Source organism: Photorhabdus heterorhabditis (genome assembly GCF_001280945.1).
Taxonomy (GTDB): Bacteria; Pseudomonadota; Gammaproteobacteria; order Enterobacterales; family Enterobacteriaceae; genus Photorhabdus; species Photorhabdus heterorhabditis.
Genome location: NZ_LJCS01000004.1, coordinates 112,024 through 131,907, shown reverse-complemented (window position 1 = coordinate 131,907; position 19,884 = coordinate 112,024). Strand labels below are relative to the sequence as shown.

Annotated in this window: 17 protein-coding genes and 1 riboswitch; of the genes, 12 read left to right on the top strand and 5 right to left on the bottom strand. The window is 43.5% G+C overall.

What is annotated here, in order from left to right; genetic code table 11:
• Nucleotides 1-3: 3 nt before the first annotated feature.
• Nucleotides 4-624 (bottom strand): TIGR04211 family SH3 domain-containing protein, encoded by a 621-nt coding sequence (locus AM629_RS03080; protein WP_054476037.1) that lies wholly within the window; start codon nucleotides 622-624, stop codon nucleotides 4-6.
• Nucleotides 625-648: 24 nt separating this feature from the next.
• Here AM629_RS03080 and AM629_RS03075 point away from each other — a divergent pair, with 24 nt between their 5' ends.
• The 5 genes from AM629_RS03075 (at nucleotide 649) to hldE (ending at nucleotide 7,483) form a co-directional block, all read left to right on the top strand.
• The gene (locus AM629_RS03075) at nucleotides 649-960 is read left to right on the top strand and encodes a hypothetical protein (RefSeq protein WP_054476035.1); all 312 of its coding nucleotides are present in this window, start codon (nucleotides 649-651) and stop codon (nucleotides 958-960) included.
• A 167-nt stretch (nucleotides 961-1,127) separates the two neighbouring features.
• Nucleotides 1,128-1,868 (top strand): NADPH-dependent oxidoreductase, encoded by a 741-nt coding sequence (locus AM629_RS03070; RefSeq protein ID WP_054476033.1) that lies wholly within the window; start codon nucleotides 1,128-1,130, stop codon nucleotides 1,866-1,868.
• Nucleotides 1,869-2,152: 284 nt separating this feature from the next.
• The gene (locus AM629_RS03065) at nucleotides 2,153-3,103 is read left to right on the top strand and encodes a CYTH domain-containing protein (protein WP_054476032.1); all 951 of its coding nucleotides are present in this window, start codon (nucleotides 2,153-2,155) and stop codon (nucleotides 3,101-3,103) included.
• A gap of 16 nt (nucleotides 3,104-3,119) precedes the next feature.
• Entirely contained in the window at nucleotides 3,120-5,963 is a 2,844-nt protein-coding gene (gene glnE, locus AM629_RS03060) for a bifunctional [glutamate--ammonia ligase]-adenylyl-L-tyrosine phosphorylase/[glutamate--ammonia-ligase] adenylyltransferase (RefSeq protein WP_054476030.1), read from the top strand.
• 95 nt (nucleotides 5,964-6,058) lie between these two features.
• Nucleotides 6,059-7,483 (top strand): bifunctional D-glycero-beta-D-manno-heptose-7-phosphate kinase/D-glycero-beta-D-manno-heptose 1-phosphate adenylyltransferase HldE, encoded by a 1,425-nt coding sequence (gene hldE, locus AM629_RS03055; protein ID WP_054476028.1) that lies wholly within the window; start codon nucleotides 6,059-6,061, stop codon nucleotides 7,481-7,483.
• 934 nt (nucleotides 7,484-8,417) lie between these two features.
• Here the strand turns inward: hldE and ubiK are convergent.
• Complete coding sequence (gene ubiK, locus AM629_RS03050; RefSeq protein WP_054476026.1) at nucleotides 8,418-8,705, bottom strand: ubiquinone biosynthesis accessory factor UbiK; 288 nt, start codon at nucleotides 8,703-8,705, stop codon at nucleotides 8,418-8,420.
• A 135-nt stretch (nucleotides 8,706-8,840) separates the two neighbouring features.
• Nucleotides 8,841-9,016: riboswitch (FMN riboswitch) on the top strand.
• Nucleotides 9,017-9,150: 134 nt separating this feature from the next.
• Here ubiK and ribB point away from each other — a divergent pair.
• Complete coding sequence (ribB, locus tag AM629_RS03045; protein ID WP_054476024.1) at nucleotides 9,151-9,804, top strand: 3,4-dihydroxy-2-butanone-4-phosphate synthase; 654 nt, start codon at nucleotides 9,151-9,153, stop codon at nucleotides 9,802-9,804.
• 193 nt (nucleotides 9,805-9,997) lie between these two features.
• Nucleotides 9,998-10,783 (top strand): 4,5-DOPA-extradiol-dioxygenase, encoded by a 786-nt coding sequence (gene ygiD, locus AM629_RS03040; RefSeq protein ID WP_054476022.1) that lies wholly within the window; start codon nucleotides 9,998-10,000, stop codon nucleotides 10,781-10,783.
• Nucleotides 10,784-11,185: 402 nt separating this feature from the next.
• Here ygiD and AM629_RS03035 read toward each other — a convergent pair whose 3' ends face one another.
• Together AM629_RS03035 and AM629_RS03030 are read right to left on the bottom strand one after the other, a co-directional pair.
• Nucleotides 11,186-12,346 (bottom strand): glutathionylspermidine synthase family protein, encoded by a 1,161-nt coding sequence (locus AM629_RS03035; protein WP_054476021.1) that lies wholly within the window; start codon nucleotides 12,344-12,346, stop codon nucleotides 11,186-11,188.
• A gap of 6 nt (nucleotides 12,347-12,352) precedes the next feature.
• Nucleotides 12,353-13,045 carry a DUF1190 family protein gene (locus AM629_RS03030; RefSeq protein ID WP_054476018.1) on the bottom strand — a complete coding sequence of 231 codons (693 nt, stop codon included), beginning with the start codon at nucleotides 13,043-13,045 and terminating at the stop codon, nucleotides 12,353-12,355.
• Nucleotides 13,046-13,568: 523 nt separating this feature from the next.
• Here AM629_RS03030 and AM629_RS03025 point away from each other — a divergent pair.
• On the top strand, nucleotides 13,569-13,865 hold the full coding sequence (locus tag AM629_RS03025) for a DUF2628 domain-containing protein (RefSeq protein ID WP_235525385.1): 297 nt from the start codon (nucleotides 13,569-13,571) through the stop codon (nucleotides 13,863-13,865).
• Nucleotides 13,866-13,984: 119 nt separating this feature from the next.
• Here the strand turns inward: AM629_RS03025 and tolC are convergent, their stop codons facing one another.
• Entirely contained in the window at nucleotides 13,985-15,358 is a 1,374-nt protein-coding gene (tolC, locus tag AM629_RS03020; RefSeq protein WP_054476017.1) for an outer membrane channel protein TolC, read from the bottom strand.
• A 218-nt stretch (nucleotides 15,359-15,576) separates the two neighbouring features.
• Between tolC and nudF the strand changes: the two genes are divergently transcribed.
• From nudF to parE, 4 genes are all read left to right on the top strand, one after another.
• A complete protein-coding gene (nudF, locus tag AM629_RS03015; RefSeq protein ID WP_054476014.1) occupies nucleotides 15,577-16,218 on the top strand; it encodes an ADP-ribose diphosphatase in 642 nt (213 codons plus the stop codon).
• 99 nt (nucleotides 16,219-16,317) lie between these two features.
• The gene (gene cpdA, locus AM629_RS03010) at nucleotides 16,318-17,157 is read left to right on the top strand and encodes a 3',5'-cyclic-AMP phosphodiesterase (protein WP_054476012.1); all 840 of its coding nucleotides are present in this window, start codon (nucleotides 16,318-16,320) and stop codon (nucleotides 17,155-17,157) included.
• 131 nt (nucleotides 17,158-17,288) lie between these two features.
• Nucleotides 17,289-17,897, top strand: a complete 609-nt coding sequence (yqiA, locus tag AM629_RS03005; RefSeq protein ID WP_054476010.1) for an esterase YqiA — start codon at nucleotides 17,289-17,291, stop codon at nucleotides 17,895-17,897.
• A 72-nt stretch (nucleotides 17,898-17,969) separates the two neighbouring features.
• Nucleotides 17,970-19,865, top strand: coding sequence for a DNA topoisomerase IV subunit B (gene parE, locus AM629_RS03000; protein ID WP_054476007.1), 1,896 nt, complete (start codon nucleotides 17,970-17,972; stop codon nucleotides 19,863-19,865).
• The last annotated feature ends 19 nt before the right edge of the window (nucleotides 19,866-19,884 follow it).

Here is a 19,884-nt window from a genome sequence, read left to right as displayed (position 1 = left end):
TTATCAATTCATCCAGCGGTCATTGCGTTTACGACGCGGGAGCATATGTGGCAATAACAATCCTAAAATTAAGCCAGCACCTGCAACACCGCCGCCATACATAAACCATTGCAGAATGATATTGCGTTGCTTGTCATCAAGTTGCAGATTTGCTACATCGAGTTTTTTTTCTGCCACGATCAGTTTATTTTTCAACTGTTCATTTTCTTTTTTTAGCCCAGTCATAATGTCACTGCTGTTTGCAACTTTCTGCTGCATATCGGCAGTACGTTGATTCCAGCTACTGTCTATATTGGCTAACTTATCAGTGAGTAGCTTTATTTCCTGCTCCATTTCAGGAAGACGAATCCGTAAACTCGGTTTATTACTGAGCTGGTTAACTGGCAGCCAGACAAGACGGCCTTTATCGTCCTTTACTTGCGCGTAATTGCTATCTCGGTTGATGCTCATTAATGTGACTTCATCACCAGCATTCAGTGTGCCGGCAATCCGATACTTGTTACCCGGACCTGCGTGAGTGTAGGTAGATAACTCATCGGATACATAGCGTTTTTCTTCAGCGTGGGTAGTAAGAGAAAAACCTAGGCTTAATAACGCTGTAAAAAGTAAAGGTAGTTTTCGCATTGTAATTTCAACTGTCCTTTATCTATGGTGAGTTTAGGATTTGATAGTAAAGAGTTAAGTTTGCTGGAGCAAACAGTAAACCAAAAGAAAAGCTATCTAACAGGTCGAATACAGGGCTTACTGGTTGTTTGTTTAACAAAGCACATTCTGCCAATTACTATCATAACTTTCAGAAAAGAGAAAATTTTAATTTTCTCACTTGGCAAAATCCGCTGTAAACCCTCGGTAGGACGAGGAACAGTCACAACAACAGCTATCCTTTTCCGAGAGTTGCACCGAGAAGGAAATATTATGCCTACTTTGCTTCTGGCAATGTTGTTTGCCGCTTATGAATAATGACAGCAACTTATAAGATCATGTAATATTTTTGATTCTTTAAGATGGACAAGACATGTACATGAACGTGCATTGTGCTGCCGCGCTAATTACTGGCAATATTCTTATAGCGCATAACGTCATTGTATATTTACGTAAGCCTCAGTTAACCTACTCACAGAACTATTATGAATCAGACAATTGAATTACTCACTTCGCACCGCAGTGAACGCAGTTATCTCGATAAACCGATTGCTGAAAACATTCTTGCCAGCATCATCGAAGCTGCACATCTTGCTCCGACTTCGGTGAACTCGCAACAAGTGTCACTGATCGTTATCCGTGATGCCCATCATCGAGCGAGAATCGCTGAGTTGGCCGGTGGTCAGCCGTGGATCGCCCAGGCGCCGGTATTTATTACCGTAGTACTGGATATGCATAAAACACGCTTCGGCATAGAGATGAGCGGTAAACAGCAGATCGCGCATCAAAGTATTGAAAGCCTAATTTCTGGCTCAACTGATGTTGGTATCGCATTAGGAGCACTAATGACCGCAGCTCGCTCTCACGGTCTGGGTGTCGTGCCAATTGGGGGTATTCGCAGGAATCCAAAGGCGATAATCGAGCTTCTGCAATTGCCGGAACTCACTTTCCCGGTGGCTGGTCTGGTGATTGGCTATGTTGATATTCCTGCACAGCAGAAACCGCGTTTGCCTCTCAACAGTTTCTGTCACGAAGAATATTATCATTGTGAAGTATTACCGGGAGCAATTGAACAGTACAACAAAACATTAATGGAACACTGGCAACGTATCGATCGCAATGACGGTAGTAATTGGAGCATGAATACTGCCAGTTATTACCAAAATATCTATTACCCGGAAGTACTTTCTGCTATTCAGCAACAGGGTTTTAAACTGGACCAATAGATAAAATTGGTGCTTGAGAAATAACAGAACAAAAAAGTAGCTGTCTCGAATGTATTTTGTATTGGAAGCTGGTTGATGGAAAGTCACATCTAAAGGCTTCCTTTAGTTTTAATCATCGTATTCAGAATAGTCACCAGTCTGTGCGTATAACCAGTCTGTGCGTATAATAAGTAACAAACGCAACTTTCTTGGATTTTAACATCTTGACGAAAATAGCGTATGTCGCAAAGAAAAGTGAAATCGGGGTAAGATAATAATCAAAGATTGTCATCAATGGTGCAGATATGAGTGTAGAAATTGAATTAAAACTTACCGCTAAACCACTAGCTATCCCTGTTATCCGTCAGCAATTATCATTATTTCCTCATCACTATTTTGCACCTCAGAAACTGACCAATATCTATTTTGAAACACCAGATAACCAACTTCGTCGTCTTGATATGGGGCTGCGTATTCGTGGTTTTGATGACCAATATGAAATGACGATCAAAACAGCCGGTAAAGTCATTGGTGGATTGCATCAGAGGCCAGAATATGATGTGCCGTTGGTAAAGCCGGAACTGGCTCTGACTCTGTTTCCACCGCATATTTGGCCTGAAAACTGTGATGTGAAAGAATTACAATCCCGCTTGCATGCTTTATTCAGCACTGACTTTATGCGTGAAAAGTGGGTAATCACTTACGGGCAGAGTGAGATTGAAGTGGTGTTTGATCAGGGAGAAATTATCGCGGCAGGCCGCAAAGTACCAATCTGTGAGTTTGAACTGGAATTGAAACGAGGAACCATTGCTGATGTATTCGCGCTGGCATTTGAGCTGGCAAAATCAGACGGTTTGCGGCAGGGAAATAAAAGTAAAGCTGCCCGGGGTTATCAGTTAGCTCAGGGAAAACCGAGGGTAATTTCGTCTCCTGTACCGACAGAAATTGATATGCAACAGCCATTATCATCTGTGCTTTCATCAATATTGAGCCACTGGCAAGATCAGGAAGAATGCTGGTCATCAGGCTTATCAGAAGGTCGGGATGGTTTGAAGCAAGTACTTACATTGGTTCAGCAGACGATTAAATGTCTTAGCAAGCCAGCAGGTCGGTTGGAGCAGTTGGATGATCAATTAACTGCTATTGAGCAAAAATTATCAGAAGTGGAAACAGAGGCCGAAACTCTGTGTTACAGCTCAGTTTATTTGCAATGTAAGTTGGCGCTGACTATGTGGTTAGTAAATCTCTCTGCTTGAATAACAGGAATTCTCTATGTTGCCACTTTCAACCCCGCTTTTGGCTCAATTACAGAGTGTGACTGAGCATTTCCAAGAATTGGCTTTATCTATTGAACCTTTTGCTCCGCATGAGCAGGCAGTGTTGTCACTGAGTGATTTTGTTGCTGAACATTTGCAGATTCACCCTGAATGGTTAGCTGAAATCCGTCAGAATCCACCTGAAACGCAGGAATGGCAACGATACGTTGAATGGTTGCAACGGTTACTTTCATCAGCAGAAGATGAAAATACCTTGATGCGGGTTTTACGTCAGTTTCGTAACAAAATTCTGATCAGAATTGCTTGGTTACAAGCGTTGTATGGCAGTACCACTCAGGGGACTTTGCAACAGCTCAGTGTGCTGGCTGAGACGCTGATTGTTGCTGCCCGTGACTGGTTGTATCAGCGTTGTTGTCAGGATTGGGGAACGCCTTGTAATCAACAAGGTGAACTGCAACCACTGTTAATTCTCGGTATGGGAAAACTCGGAGGGGGTGAGCTGAATTTCTCTTCCGATATTGATCTGATTTTTGTCTATCCTGAAAACGGGATTACCCGAGGTGGCCGCCGTGAAATGGATAATTCTCAGTTTTTTACCCGTTTGGGACAGCGTCTTATCAAAGTACTCGATCAGCAAACAGTGGATGGTTTTGTGTATCGGGTTGATATGCGTTTGCGTCCATTCGGTGACAGCGGCCCGCTGGTATTCAGTTTCGCAGCGCTAGAAGATTACTATCAAGAGCAGGGGCGTGACTGGGAACGTTATGCAATGGTTAAAGCGCGCATTATGGGATCGGGCAGTGAATCATATTGCGAAGAATTACGTCAGATGTTGAGGCCGTTTATTTTTCGCCGTTATATCGATTTCAGTGTGATTCAATCCCTGAGAAATATGAAAGGAATGATTGAACGAGAAGTTCGTCGCCGTGGCTTGAAAGATAATATCAAACTGGGTGCTGGTGGTATTCGTGAAATTGAATTTATCACTCAGGTATTTCAGCTTATTCGTGGTGGTCGTGAATTGTGTCTGCAATCTCAGGCGTTGTTACCTACCCTTCGAGTAATAGAAGATTTGGAGCTTTTACAACCATTACAGATTAAACAACTTGCTGATAGTTACCTATTTCTGCGGCGATTGGAAAATCTTTTACAGTCAATCAATGATCAGCAAACTCAGACTCTGCCAGAAGATAAGCTGAACCGTTCGCGACTGGCGTGGGGTATGAAATTTGAAAGTTGGGATGATTTGATTATTGAATTAAACAGCAAGATGGGAGCCGTTCGGGTTATTTTTACGCAATTAATTGGTGATGACAGTAATAATAGTGAAGAAGAACCCTGTTATGTGCCATTTAAGAGTCTGTGGCTGGAGCACCTTGAAAAAAAGGAATTAATAGTACTGGTTCCGCATTTGGATGAATTGGTTGCACAGCAAATATTGCACGCCATTTCTCTATACCGTCATGATGTGGGCAAAAGAACCATTGGCCCCCGTGGTCGTGATGTACTTGATCATCTAATGCCGCGTTTGTTGGCAAAAATTTGTTTACGGCAAGATGCCAATACGGTACTGGAACGGATTATTCCGCTGTTGCTAAGTATTGTCAGCCGTACAACTTATCTGGAATTAATGCTGGAATCGGAAGCCGTATTGACACATGTTATCCGGCTGTGTGCGGCTTCACCGATGATTGCTACTCAGCTTTCCCGCCATCCATTGTTACTGGATGAGTTGCTTGATCCACAATTTCTGTATAAGCCGTTGCCATTGAATGCTTATAAAGATGAACTACGGCAATATTTATTGCGAATACCTGAAGATGATGAAGAACAACAGTTAGAGGTTCTTCGTCAGTTTAAACAGGCGCAATTGCTGAGGATTGCTGCGGAAGATATTACCGGCGTGCTGCCAGTGATGAAAGTGAGTGATCATTTGACTTATCTGGCAGAGGCGATTATTGAAGCCGTAGTTCAACAGGCATGGAGCCAAATGGTAAAGCGCTATGGTGTTCCATCACATCTGAGCCAGCGTAAAGGGTTAGGGTTTGCTGTGATTGGCTATGGCAAACTCGGTGGTTGGGAACTGGGCTATAGTTCCGATCTTGATTTGGTTTTCCTACTTGATTGCCCGATGGATGTGATGACTGATGGCGATCGGTCAATTGATGCCCGGCAATTTTATTTGCGTCTTGCTCAACGAATCATGCATCTGTTTAGTGCCCGAACCTCTTCCGGTGTTTTGTACGATGTGGATGTCCGTTTACGGCCTTCTGGCGAGTCAGGAATGTTGGTCAGTACCATCGAAGCGTTTGCTGATTACCAAAAAAATGAAGCATGGACTTGGGAACATCAGGCATTGGTACGTGCCCGTATGGTATTTGGTGATGAAAACTTGCATCAGGATTTTGCTCGAGTACGTCACCAGACGTTATGTACGCGACGAGAACCGGCTTTGTTATGTCAGCAGGTCAGGGAAATGCGAGAGAAAATGCATAAGCATTTAGGTAGTGACCATTCAGATCGATTTGACATTAAAGCTGATCCAGGCGGGATCACGGATATCGAATTTATTGCTCAGTATCTGGTACTACGCTACGCATCTGAGAATGAACGATTGACGCATTGGTCAGATAATGTGCGAATTTTCGAATTGATGGCAGCTTATGGAATTATGGATGAGGATGAAGCCGCCTCATTGACTCAGGCTTATATTTCCATGCGTGATGAATTGCATCATCTGGCGTTGCAGGAGCTTTCCAGCCAGATATCAGTTGATTGTTTCAGCCGGCAACAGGAACAAGTACGTTATAGCTGGCAACAGTGGTTGGGTGAGCAATAACGGGTGATACCGGTTTTGTGTACGGATTTTACTGGCATTTTCTGGGCTTATGGTAATATTTGGCACCAGTTAATATCTGATATTTGGAGCAAGGGATGAAAGTAACACTCCCGGATTTTCACCATGCAGGCGTTTTAGTTGTCGGTGATGTGATGTTAGACCGCTATTGGTATGGGCCAACCAGCCGGATTTCACCGGAAGCGCCAGTGCCTGTAGTAAAAGTAAATACCATTGAGGAACGTCCGGGAGGGGCGGCCAACGTTGCTATGAATATTGCTGCTCTTGGGGCGAATTCACATCTGGTAGGGTTGACTGGGGTTGACGATGCAGCGCGTGCGCTGAATGAAAAATTGAGCAGTGTTAAGGTGCGCTGTGATTTTGTTGCTGTGCCAACCCATCCGACAATTACTAAGCTGAGGGTACTTTCCCGTAATCAGCAATTAATCCGTCTGGATTTCGAAGAAGGTTTCGGTAACGTCGATGCGCAGCCGATGCTTGAACGTATTGAACAGGCGTTACCCCATATTGGAGCTGTGGTTTTATCTGACTATGCTAAAGGTGCGTTGAGTCAAGTTCAGAGCATGATCAAACTGGCAAACGCTGCCAAAGTTCCGGTGCTAATTGATCCAAAGGGTAGTGATTTTGAACGCTATCGAGGAGCAACGTTGCTAACGCCAAATCTGTCCGAATTTGAAGCCGTAGTGGGTTGCTGCAAAGATGACGATGAACTGGTTGCGAAGGGCACTAAGCTGGTTAAGGATCTGGATCTTCAGGCATTACTGATCACACGTTCTGAGCAAGGAATGAGTTTGCTGAGCGTTGATCAACCACCGCTGCATTTGCCGACTCAGGCGCAGGAAGTTTTTGATGTTACTGGCGCTGGCGATACGGTTATTGGTGTGTTAGCCACTGCGATTGCAGCGGGAAGACCACTGAATGAAGCTTGTTTCCTGGCGAATGCGGCTGCGGGCGTTGTAGTTGGCAAACTGGGGACTTCAACGGTTTCGCCAATTGAATTGGAAAATGCTGTACGTGGCCGTGCTGAAACAGGTTTCGGTGTCATGACTGAATTTCAGCTTAAACAGGCCGTTGCTGATGCTCGTCAGCGCGGAGAAAGAATCGTGATGACCAATGGTTGTTTTGACATTCTGCATGCAGGCCATGTCTCTTATCTGGAAAATGCTCGTAAGTTAGGCGATCGGTTAATTGTTGCCGTTAACAGTGATGCATCAACTAAACGCTTGAAAGGTGAAAGTCGCCCTGTCAATCCATTGGAACAACGTATGATCGTGTTATCTGCGCTAGGCGCTGTGGATTGGGTCGTTCCGTTTGAAGAAGATACACCGCGCCGTTTGATTGCTGGTGTTTTGCCGGATGTATTGGTTAAAGGTGGTGATTATAAACCTGAAGAGATTGCTGGTAGTGAAGAGGTTTTGGTGGCTGGTGGTGAAGTCAAGGTGCTGAATTTTGAAGACGGTATTTCAACAACTAATATCATTAAGGCAATTAAAAAACAGTGAATGATTCTTTAATAGAATTTGCTGAGAAATAAGGTACTGGTAAGAGTATGCCGATTGGAGTGAAAAATAGAATACTCCAGCGGCATAGTTTTGTGAGTATTCAATTAAGGACTTTGGTATTTAATATTTATGCTCGCGCTTTTAATCGGCAGGCGACGGTTGGGCAACCACAATTAATTCAAACTTCGATACCTGAAAAGTGGTTTGGGATAATTCGCTAATCTGGCAGGAGAAGACTAATCCATCCATATTGTTAAACGCTTCTTCATGTTATTAAGCTGGTGTTTTATCTTGGTGGCTCTGAATATAAAGATATTTCCAGCTTGTTCTTACAGTGAAAAATGAAAATGGAAAATAATTCCTAGTATTTAAGGGAATATAAACAACCTCTACTCGGTAAAATCGAGATTAATAGTAAAAATTCCCCCCTCTTATTTTTAGGACAACAAAATGATGATATTGATAATATGAATAAGATAAAAATGTGAAGTAAATCACATTAGATTTCTAATTGATAGCTATCAATGGATAGTAATAGAGAAAATTATTTTATTGCCGTAAACCTCCACAGGGATATTAAGATTTTAAAATATTAATCAGGAGTATTTGGGCTGGCGATATACTTGGTGAGCATTTTTATTTAAGTTCGGTGACCGCTTTAACAGTCACCTTTTAATAGAATGGTAATGACGCAAGAGGCTAATCTAATATATACCTGTTATCTTTCAAGTTGCCTCTTTGTTAGCTGCACTCACTCACCCCAGTCACAGAGTTATCTATACCCTTCATCTTTCAAGCTGCGGCTTTGTTGGCTGCGTTCACTTACCCCAGTCACATCGTTATCTATGCTCCTGGGGATGCGTTCTCTTGCCGCCGCGCTGCAACTTGAAATCTATTGGGTATAAGTATTGGATTTACCCTGATATTACGCACTCTACTCTTTTTTTTCCGCATTATCAGCGGATAGTGCATTTTTATCTTCCAGTTTCGCTTCAAGTTCACTTAAACGTTTTTCCATTGCAGTTAATTTTTCACGAGTACGCAATAGAACCTGAGTTTGAATATCAAATTCTTCACGGTTAACTAAATCAAGTTTGCCAAGCTGAGATTGCAAAATCATCCGCAATTTTTTCTCTATATCGCCCCCAAACTCTTTTACTCCTTTTGGTAGAGAATCTTGGATCTGGCGGGCAATTTGTTCAATTTTTTTGGGATTAAGCATGATACGTCCTTTGATGGCATAGATAATTTCTGAATAGTGTAATACCAGATGGCAAAACCACAAGGCATTGTGAGCGAGGTTTCACATCTGATTTTGTTGATTGCTCCCGGTAAATATTAGCGTTATAGTTCGTTAGCTTATCTCAGGGCGGGGTGAAAGTCCCCACCGGCGGTAACACTAGGCCATTTTTGTAGGCCATGGTGAAGCCCGCGAGCGCTCCGCTTGTAGTTATCTTTATGATAAGGCGGAGGTCAGCAGATCCAGTGTAATTCTGGAGCCGACGGTTATAGTCCGGATGGGAGAGAATAACGGCATCTGTCGGGCTTTGTGCTCGTCTGTTGTTTCGGCTATGGCATTTCATCATGTTATGGTGTGTCCATGGCGAGAACTCCTCAAGACTGCCCTGATTCTGGTAATCCATAAAATATTAATGAGGTTTTTTACCATGAATCAGACGCTACTTTCTGAATACGGCACATCATTAGAACGTGTTGAATGCGCTATTGACGCTTTACGTGATGGCCGGGGTGTGATGGTGCTGGATAATGAAGATCGTGAAAATGAAGGTGACATTATTTTTGCGGCCGAGACCATGACGGTAGAGCAGATGGCACTTACTATTCGTCATGGTAGTGGGATTGTCTGTTTGTGCCTGACAGAAGAACGCCGTCAGCAATTGCAATTGCCAATGATGGTGCAAAATAACTCCAGCCCGTTCCAGACTGCTTTCACCGTAACCATTGAGGCGGTCTGCGGGGTGACAACGGGGGTGTCTGCGGCGGACCGTATCACGACGGTTCGTGCAGCGATTGCAGATAATGCGAAACCCAGTGATTTGAATCGTCCGGGGCATGTTTTCCCGCTGCGCGCTCAGCCGGGCGGTGTTTTAGCTCGTCAGGGGCATACTGAAGCGACAGTTGATTTAGTCAGCTTAGCCGGTTTCAAACCAGTAGGTGTGTTGTGTGAATTGACCAATGATGATGGTTCAATGGCTCGTACTCCTGAAGTGGTGCAATTTGCGAAGCTGCATAATATGCCAGTGGTAACTATTGAAGATTTGGTCGCTTATCGTCAATCAATGGATCAGAAAGCTTGCTGAAGTATGATCGTTCGATAACCAGATGAAATATCAGTTATAACCGCGTATATTTCCCAGAACCACAGTTTATCTAAGCTGTGGTTTTCAGTTTTTTTGAATAACTTCATCACTTTTGGCACACTGTTTTACCTATCTTAAAAGCGTAACCTGTCTGCAAGTATTAAAATTACATATATTTGTTTGAGAGGTCGTTATGAATATTTCCAGAATGCCGGCACTGTTTGTTGGTCATGGCAGTCCAATGAATGTACTGGAAGAAAATCGCTATACCAATGTGTGGCGTGAACTTGGTGAAAGACTGCCTGTACCTAGGGCTATTTTGGCGATTTCTGCGCATTGGTATACCAATGGCACAGCTGTAACCGCCATGACTCAGCCGAAGACTATCCATGATTTTCGTGGTTTTCCACAAGAGTTGCATGAAACTCAGTACCCGGCTAAGGGATCACCGGAATTGGCCGCTTTAGTGCAGGAAATGCTGGAACCTGTGGAGGTTTATGCAGATCGTCATCAGTGGGGATTGGATCACGGGATTTGGGGCATTCTGATTAAGATGTATCCTCAGGCAAATATTCCTGTAGTTCAACTCAGTATAGATGATGCTAAACCTGCGACATATCACTATGAATTAGGAAAAAAGTTGGCTGCTTTGCGAGATGAAGGTGTTTTGATTTTGGGAAGCGGTAATGTTGTACACAATCTTCATGCTATGAAGCGGCAAGAGCATAATGCGGAACCGTATCCTTGGGCAGAAGCATTTAACCATTATGTGTGTGATAACCTTACCAGCTATGAACAGCCTTATCCTTTGATTCATGCATTGGACAGAGAAGACGGCCAGTTATCCAATCCGTCTCCTGAACATTTTTTACCATTGCTGTATGTTATGGGGGCGTGGGATAGAAAAGAAGTGGTTTCTATTCCCATTGATGGCATTGAATCCGGTTCGCTGAGTATGTTGTCTGTGCAGGTTGGTTGAATAATCAACTTTTTTGGTTATTGTATTCGGCGAAGGCTTTCTGCCCTTTAGTTGAGATTTCCGGTGGTGAGGTTATCGCCACGTTGTCTGTGGAAAGGGCTACAACCATGACTGAATCCAGAATTTCATTATTAATAATTTATGCTTTTTACCAGACCCCGTAATATATTTTTGATTTTGAGTCAGTTCTTAGCATGGGGATGAAAGTTGACGTAAGTTGGCAGACGTGTGTATTACGGGAGATCAAGCTTGCTTGTGCAGATATCAGCAATAGAGGGCTCTGATATATCAGAATTATTTACCTTTTTGGCAATTTATAAAGGTACAAAGTTTCTTTATTGGATGTTTAAGGGAGGAATTTTCGGTGTTTTACTATCTTCCTTAATTCCTCCCGGCTGGGAATTAATCCAGAATAATATGCGGGTAGAAACGGGATAAATCTTGCGTTATCAATTCACGGTCTTCACGCAAACCAATACCACAAGGCTGCTCGTTTATCAGCCAGCTGCCAATTAGCGTATAACTGTCACCGAATTTTGGTAGTGTATGGAATTGCTGTACGATCATCCCTTCTTTACCGTAAGGACCATCAACACTGGCAATTTCTTTACCATTCTCAATGATACGGATATTAGCTCCTTCCCGTGAAAACAGCGGCTTAATAACATAGCTGTCCATTGCAGGATAGTTGTCATTAGCAAAATAAGCGGGCAGTAGGTTTGGGTGATTCGGGAACATCTTCCACAACATTGGCAATAGTGCTTTGTTGGAGATAATGCTCTTCCAAGCCGGCTCCAGCCAGCGGACGCCAGCATCTTCCAGTTTGGTGGCGAAAATCTCACGGAACATCAATTCCCAAGGATAGAGTTTGAACAGATTGCTGATCACCTGGTCTTTCAGATCAGTAAACTGGCCTTTCTCGCCCAGACCGATATCTTCAATAAACAGGAATTCAGTCGGCACACCCGCTTCCAGTGCACAATCCTGTAGATACTGAATGGTACCGCGATCTTCTTCCGTATCCTGACAACAGGCCATGTGCAGTAAGCCAAAACCATGTTCATCACGTAATTGAGCAAAGCGCTCAATTAGTTGTTCTTGCATGCTGTTGAATTGATCGGCGTTCTCCGGTAGCAGCCCGGCATTCATCTGATCTTCCAACCATACCCATTGGAAAAAGGCGGATTCATACAACGAAGTTGGTGTATCTGCATTATTTTCCAATAGCTTTGCTGGGTTTTTACCATCGTAAGCTAAATCCAATCGGGAATAGAGTGATGGTTGGCTGGTAATCCAGGAGCTGCGGACAAAATCCCAGCAATGTTTTGGGATCTGAAACTTAGCCAGTAATTCTTCACTATCGACGACTTTTTCTACCACCTGCAAACACATCTGATGCAGTTCGGCAGTGGTATTCTCGATTTCTTCAATTTGGGCGAGAGAAAATTGGTAATAAGCATCTTCACACCAATATGGCTCGTCATACATGGTGTGAAAATTAAAGCCATATTCTGTCGCCTTTTCGCGCCAATCCGGGCGTTCGGTAATAGCAATACGTTTCATCCGTGATTAGCCTCCCATTGAACGGGAAGTAGAACCTGAAGAGGAACTACGTTGCATGGTTGACTGTTTGGCAACAGAATCACCGAAGCCGCCACGGGTAATGGTTGTCGTTGTTGCTGGTTTTGGTGCCATTGCGGTTTTAGGGACTGTCATGGTGCGACCCCCTGCGGTTGCAGGGCCATAGCTTTTTCCTGTCGCATCAACAAATTTACCGTTTGCCGGGCTGGCTGCGGATTTGGAGCTAAACAGTGGTTGTGATGGAGCTGCTGCACCGCCGCCCATCAGACGTCCCATCATGTAACCGGCCATCAAAGGCATCCAGAAGCTGCCGCTTTGTTGTTGCTGAGCCTGTGCTTCACCATTGGTGGTTGTGCCGGGCCCCGCTTGTGCAGGAGCTTGAGTGCATTGTGCTTCACCAAATTCAGCAATACAGTCTTCTTTGGTTGCATATTTAGGGGCTGTTTTTTCTGCTTCTTTCAAAGCATTATTATAAGTAAGGGTACATTGCTCACTCTGTGATGGATTTGCTTGGGAGCAATCATCTGCATTCATGTAAAGAGAGACAGTTTCATCACTCTGTTCACAGGCAGATAACATGAAAACTGCACTGACAGCTATTGCCACAGGAGCCAGGCGATAACTACGCCAGGCTTTACGGAATGCGCTGTGGTTAATGTTTTTGGTTCGCTTTATTGTCATAGTCGTATATCCAGATTTTAGGTGTCTGTGATTCTTTAATGAAATAGTCTTAAGGATAGGGGAAAGATGAACAAAATTAAAGCATAAACCTTCGGTTGATAGCCTTATTTTTTTGCCTGATAAAGGGATTCCTGGATATTGATTATTGGGTATTCCGCTTAATCTGGCTATGAATATTGTGAAATAGATATGCTAATTTTGAAAATCAGTGATGTCATTGATATTTTTTAGTATTAATCTTATCAGTATAATTTCTGGTAAATTAAGGATAATTAAACGAGTATGGTTATTATGTAAATGAATCTACTAATTGCATTGTCCTCTGTGATAACTCCAGCAGGTAATTTCTGGAATATAACCTTAAATTAATGACAAAATGTTATTGTAACGTTCGTGTTGTATTTTCTATTTTAATTAAGGAATGAAGTAGTATGGATAAAAGTCAATATTCAGAAAAATGGCAGACACGTTTTGCATTTTTTAACAGCATGGTGCCCCTAAATCTCCTGAGCATAAAGCTGCTATGAAAGCAGAATCACCTATGCGTCGTATTCTGTTAAATATGAATTTTATCGCCTTCTTTTTTGGTTTTATTTACTTTTTTGTTTTAGGTTTATGGCGGAAAAATCTGGCTTTACTTGGAATTGCTGTTGTTGTGATGATGATATTGGGGAGCATTGAAAGTGAACTCTCTTTTGCTGTTAGCACCGGGGTTAATTGTGCTTTTGCGGCAATATGGAGCATGATGGCTAACTATGCCTATTATCTGAAAGAAACAGTGAATAGCCAGAGCTGGAATCCATTCGAAGGGTTTTTCTGATTTATATAGGCTTTGTATTAAGATAAATATCGGATTTTCTTTCAGAGAAAATTGTCGTTGATAAGAAAAAATAGCCCGCTTGATGGCGGGCTGTTTATTATTAAAGATGAATAACTGAATCAATTACGGCCAGATGTTACTGGTGCAGCTGTTTCTTGAACAATATTGTTGGCTGAGGTTGAGAGCTGTTTGCCCAACGTATTATTCAGGACAGCTAAATCATTCTCATTTAATGTGCCAAGAGCGTGCTTAATATTCAGTTGATTAATCAGATAATCATAGCGGGCATTGGATAGCTTTTGCTTGGCATCATATAATTTTGTCGTTGCATCCAACACATCAACAATAGTACGTGTACCGACTTGATAACCTGCTTCCATTGCATCCAGTGAGCTTTGCGCGGAAACAACAACCTGCTTGAAAGCGTTGATACTACTGATAGAGGCAGATATGTTGTTAAAAGAGGAACGGACAACCTGTACAACATTACGATAGATGTTTTCTAGTTGTTCGCTGGCGCTGACAAAACCGTATTGTGCCTGTTCAACGCGGGAATTGGTTGCCCCACCGCTGTAAATTGGTAGGCTGAGTGTCAGGCCAACGCTGTTTTCGCCGCTATAGTTATTTGTTTTGTTTGTGCCATGAAATTGGCTGTTTGATACACCAGTAGAGGCGCCTAGCTCAATGACTGGCATATGACCGGATTGCTCCACTTTGATTTTCTCACGAGCCAGATCTTGGCCTAAACGGGCTGACAGCAGGCTGAGATTACGTTTTTCTGCCTCCTTTAGCAGAATATCCACCGCTTCTGGTTTCTGTGTTTTGAAACGATCAATATTCAGCGAGGCTAACTGAGGGTAATAAGTACCCGTTACCAGACGCAGTCCCTCCAATGCATTGTCCAGCTCATTACGACCGACAACCTCATCAGCTAATACTCTATCGTAGTTAGCACGAGCGTTTTGGACATCAGTAATGGCGACCAGACCGACATTAAAACGTTGAGTGGTTTGATCCAGCTGACGGTAAATTGCCGCTTTCTGCGCTTCAATATAAGAGAGGGAATCAATAGTACGTAGTACCTTGAAGTAAGCTGTTGCACTATCTAGAATCAGTTTTTGTTCACTGCTTTGATAGGTAACATCAGCAATACCCGCCGTTTTTTCTTGTAAGTTCAACTGGCGCCATTTAGACATATCAAAAATGGTTTGAGTCAACTTAAGTGTCGTACTCAATGTATTACTTTCTTGGTTACGTGTATCGCGGTAACCGCTGTTATAGGTATATCCCGTATTTAACCCCAGTTGAGGTAATAATGGACTACGGGATTCATTAATTTTTTCAAAAGCTGCATTACGTTCAGCCATTGATTTACGTAGCTCAGGGTTACTTTCTTTTGCTTGCTTATAAACCTGCAAAAGATCTTCAGCCTGACTGGCTGAGCTAAATCCCGCTAGGCTCATAGCGATTAAAAGGGAGAGCAGTTTCTTCATTTTAATTCCTTTATTGCACAGCTATTTTGCTTAGTTGCCTTGATGAAAAACGAAATGTCACTGATTCTAGCAGAGAATGCTATCAGTCAAAGGTAGCCATTTGTGCCATATTGCCTTAATTTAGTTTAACTTTACACCACCAAAGGATGAATTTTTTAACTCTGCTTGATTAATATCATTTAGTGGCTAGCAATTAAGAAAGTATTTAGGAGATTTTTATGAATAAAAAGTCGTTAATGTCAGTCATGTTAGATAAACAGGATGTGGAAATTATAGCGAAAAAAAGCTTGTACAAAGGGTTCTTTAAATTAACCAATTACCGCTTCCGTCATCGTCTGTTTGCTGGAGGCTGGAGTGAAGAGGTCAGCCGCGAAGTTTTTGAACGTGGGCATGCTGGTGCTCTGTTACCTTATGATCCACTCCGTGATGAGGTTGTACTGATAGAACAGATACGAATTCCGGCAATAGAGACTAAAGCAACACCATGGCTGTTGGAAATTGTTGCCGGTATGATTGAAGACGGTGAAGATGTCGAGCATGTGGTGCGTCGTGAAGCGATGGAAGAGGCAGGAATTGAAGTTAAACGCTGTAAACCCGTATTGAGTTATCTCTCCAGCCCAGGAGGAACAACTGAACGTATTTCTGTGATGGTCGGTGAAGTGGATGCGACGACGGCTGCCGGTATTCATGGATTATCGGGGGAACATGAAGATATCCGGGTGCATGTGGTCAGCCGTGAACAGGCTTATCAGTGGATGGAAGAAGGAATTATTGATAATGCCGCTTCAGTTATTGCAATACAATGGCTGGCATTGCACCATGAAAAGTTAAAAAGAGAGTGGAATTCGGATAATTCCTAATTTTTAACCTAAAAAAGGGAAGTGTGTTCCAGTCAGCAGATCTCTTGTGTTAAAACGAGTTATGATGTTCGCCAATGACTTATAGGACAAGGAAACCATTTGGAAAGCCTGTTTGAATTGCCTGTGGTAGAGGGAACCACAGCCAAAATATTGCAAATAACAGATACGCATCTTTTTGCTGGCAAAGAAGATACTTTGTTGGGTATTAATACTTATCGTAGTTATCACTCGGTACTGGATGCCATTCTCGCACAAAATACTGAGATTGATTTGATCGTTGCTACGGGTGATTTGGCTCAGGATCAGACGCTGGAAGCTTATCAGCATTTTGCTGATGGTATTGCCCGTTTGCCGGCACCTTGTGTCTGGTTACCAGGTAATCATGATTATCAACCCGCTATGGTGGATGCATTGGCGGCTGCGGGCATCTCTCCATCAAAACAGATTTTGGTCGGTAAATACTGGCAGCTTCTGATGCTTGACAGTCAGGTACAGGGTGTTCCTCACGGAGAGTTGTCGGAATATCAGCTAGAGTGGATGAAAAAGTGTCTGGATGAGTATCCTGAACGTTATGCTGTGATTCTGCTTCATCATCATCCATTGCCATCAGGTTGTACTTGGTTGGATCAGCATAGTTTGCGTAACTCACATATTCTGGCGCAATATTTGCGAGGGTATTCGCAGGTTAAAGCAATGCTGTGCGGGCATATACATCAGGAGATCGACCTTGATTGGAATAGTATTCGCATGATGGCAACACCATCAACATGTGTGCAGTTCAAGCCACATTGTACTAATTTTATGCTTGATACTGTTGCTCCGGGATGGCGTTATCTCGAGCTATCTGTTAATGATAAAGGCGAATTTGGTTTGACAACTCAGGTCTACAGACTAGAGAGCAATGAATTTTGTCCTGATTTAGAGTCGGACGGGTATTAGGTTGTGTTTGTCTCCTTATACTGCTGTGTTACTCTCTGTTTATTTGGTCTGCCAAGCCTCACAGTTTGTGTCTTGTTGCACAGGAGCGTAGTGACCAGCGGCGTTCACGCACAATCGAGGGGCACTGCCTGATGTCAATATTACTTTATCTGCATGGTTTTAATAGTTCCCCACAGTCGGTAAAAGCAAACGCCTTGAAAGAGTGGCTACATCGGCATCATCCCGAAATCGAAATGCTGGTGCCTCAGTTGCCGCCTTATCCTGAAGACGCGGCTGAATTGCTGGAAAATCTGGTGATAGAACATGCCGGGAATGATGTGGGTATTGTGGGTTCTTCTCTCGGTGGTTACCTGGCAATATGGCTTTCACAATGTTTCAGCTTACCCGCTGTTGTTGTCAATCCAGCCGTTCGCCCGTTTGAGCTATTGCGGAATTATCTTGGGGAAAATGTTAACCCCTATACTAAACAACGGTATACTTTGGAGCCGCGCCATATACATGACCTCAAAGTCATGCATATTGAACCGTTGGAATCACCGGATCTTATCTGGTTATTGCAGCAAACTGGGGATGAGGTGTTGGATTACCGTCAGGCCGTTGCCTATCTCGTATTGTGCAAGCAAACTATTGAATCTGGTGGTAATCACGCCTTTATCGGGTTTGAACACTATTTCCCGCAAATCATCAATTTTCTTGGGTTTTCCAGTGATGGTGAGAAAAAACTTGCCAAAAATGTTTAAACGACTGGTATTATCAACAGTATACAAAACTGATTAGCCCTTTAATCACGAAGCAACCAACAGAATTACAACATGACTCAATCTAGTTACAACGCAGATGCCATTGAAGTCCTCAGTGGCCTGGAGCCGGTTCGCCGTCGTCCGGGAATGTACACTGATACAACCCGTCCGAACCATTTGGCTCAGGAAGTGATCGATAACAGCGTGGATGAAGCTTTGGCTGGGCACGCTAAATATATTGAAGTGATCCTTCACGGCGATCAGTCACTGGAGGTCATTGATGATGGCCGTGGTATGCCGGTTGATATTCATCCTGAAGAAGGGGTTTCAGCAGTTGAATTGATCCTGAGCCGCTTACATGCCGGTGGTAAATTTTCCAATAAAAACTATCAGTTTTCCGGTGGTCTTCACGGTGTGGGGATCTCTGTTGTTAACGCCTTGTCCAAACGAATTGAAGTCACCGTCCGCCGTAGTAGTCAGGTTTATCAGATAGCGTTTGAGAATGGCGATAAAGTACAGGAATTAGCGGTGATTGGCAGTTGTGGTAAACGTAACACGGGTACCAGTGTTCACTTTTGGCCTGATGGAAGCTTCTTTGACAGTCCACGTTTCTCTGCTTCTCGTCTGACCCATTTATTGAAAGCGAAAGCGGTTTTGTGTCCGGGAGTAGAAATTGTCTTTAAAGACAAAATTAACGATACCGAACAAAAATGGTGCTATGCCGATGGCCTGACTGACTACCTGATGGCCGCTGTTAATGGCCTGATAACATTACCGGTGGCCCCTTTTGTCGGTACTTTCAGCGGTGAAACTGAAGCGATTGACTGGGCGCTGCTCTGGCTGCCGGAAGGGGGAGAACTGCTGACTGAAAGTTATGTCAACCTGATCCCGACTATGCAGGGAGGTACCCACGTAAATGGGTTGCGTCAGGGGTTACTGGATGCCATGCGTGAATTTTGTGAATTCCGTAATATCCTGCCGCGCGGAGTGAAACTTTCAGCAGATGATATTTGGGACCGTTGTGCCTATGTTCTGTCTGTAAAAATGCAAGACCCGCAATTCGCTGGTCAGACTAAAGAACGTCTATCTTCCCGCCAATCTGCTGCCTTTGTTTCTGGTGTTGTCAAAGATGCTTTCAGTTTGTGGTTAAACCAGAATGTCCAGGAAGCAGAGCAATTGGCTGAATTGGCAATCGCCAGTGCACAGCGCAGAATGCGCGCAGCCAAAAAAGTTGTGCGCAAAAAATTGACCAGTGGCCCTGCATTGCCGGGAAAATTGGCTGATTGTACATCACAGGATCTGAATTTCACTGAACTGTTTCTGGTGGAAGGGGATTCTGCGGGCGGCTCTGCAAAACAGGCTCGCGATCGTGAATATCAAGCTATCATGCCACTGAAAGGGAAAATCCTGAATACCTGGGAAGTCTCTTCTGATGAAGTATTGGCATCACAGGAAGTCCATGATATCTCAGTTGCTATTGGCATCGACCCGGATAGTAGCGATCTCAGCCAGTTACGCTATGGTAAAATCTGTATTTTGGCGGATGCAGACTCAGATGGGTTGCATATTGCAACGCTGCTATGTGCACTGTTTGTTCGTCACTTTCCAACATTGGTTAAAAATGGCCATGTTTATATGGCAATGCCACCTTTATATCGTATCGATCTGGGCAAAGAAGTGTATTACGCACTGGATGAAGAAGAAAAAAGTGCGGTACTGGATCGCCTGAGCCGCAAACGGGGTAAACCCAACGTGCAGCGTTTTAAAGGATTGGGGGAGATGAACCCACTACAATTACGTGAAACGACATTAGACCCAAATACCCGTCGTCTGGTGCAGTTGACTATCGATGATGAAAACTACCAGGAAACCTTCTCTATGATGGACATGCTTCTGGCGAAGAAGCGTTCAGAAGATCGCCGTAATTGGCTGCAAGAGAAAGGTGATACTGTGGAAATTGAAGTGTAATGCCCACAGGGATAGTCAA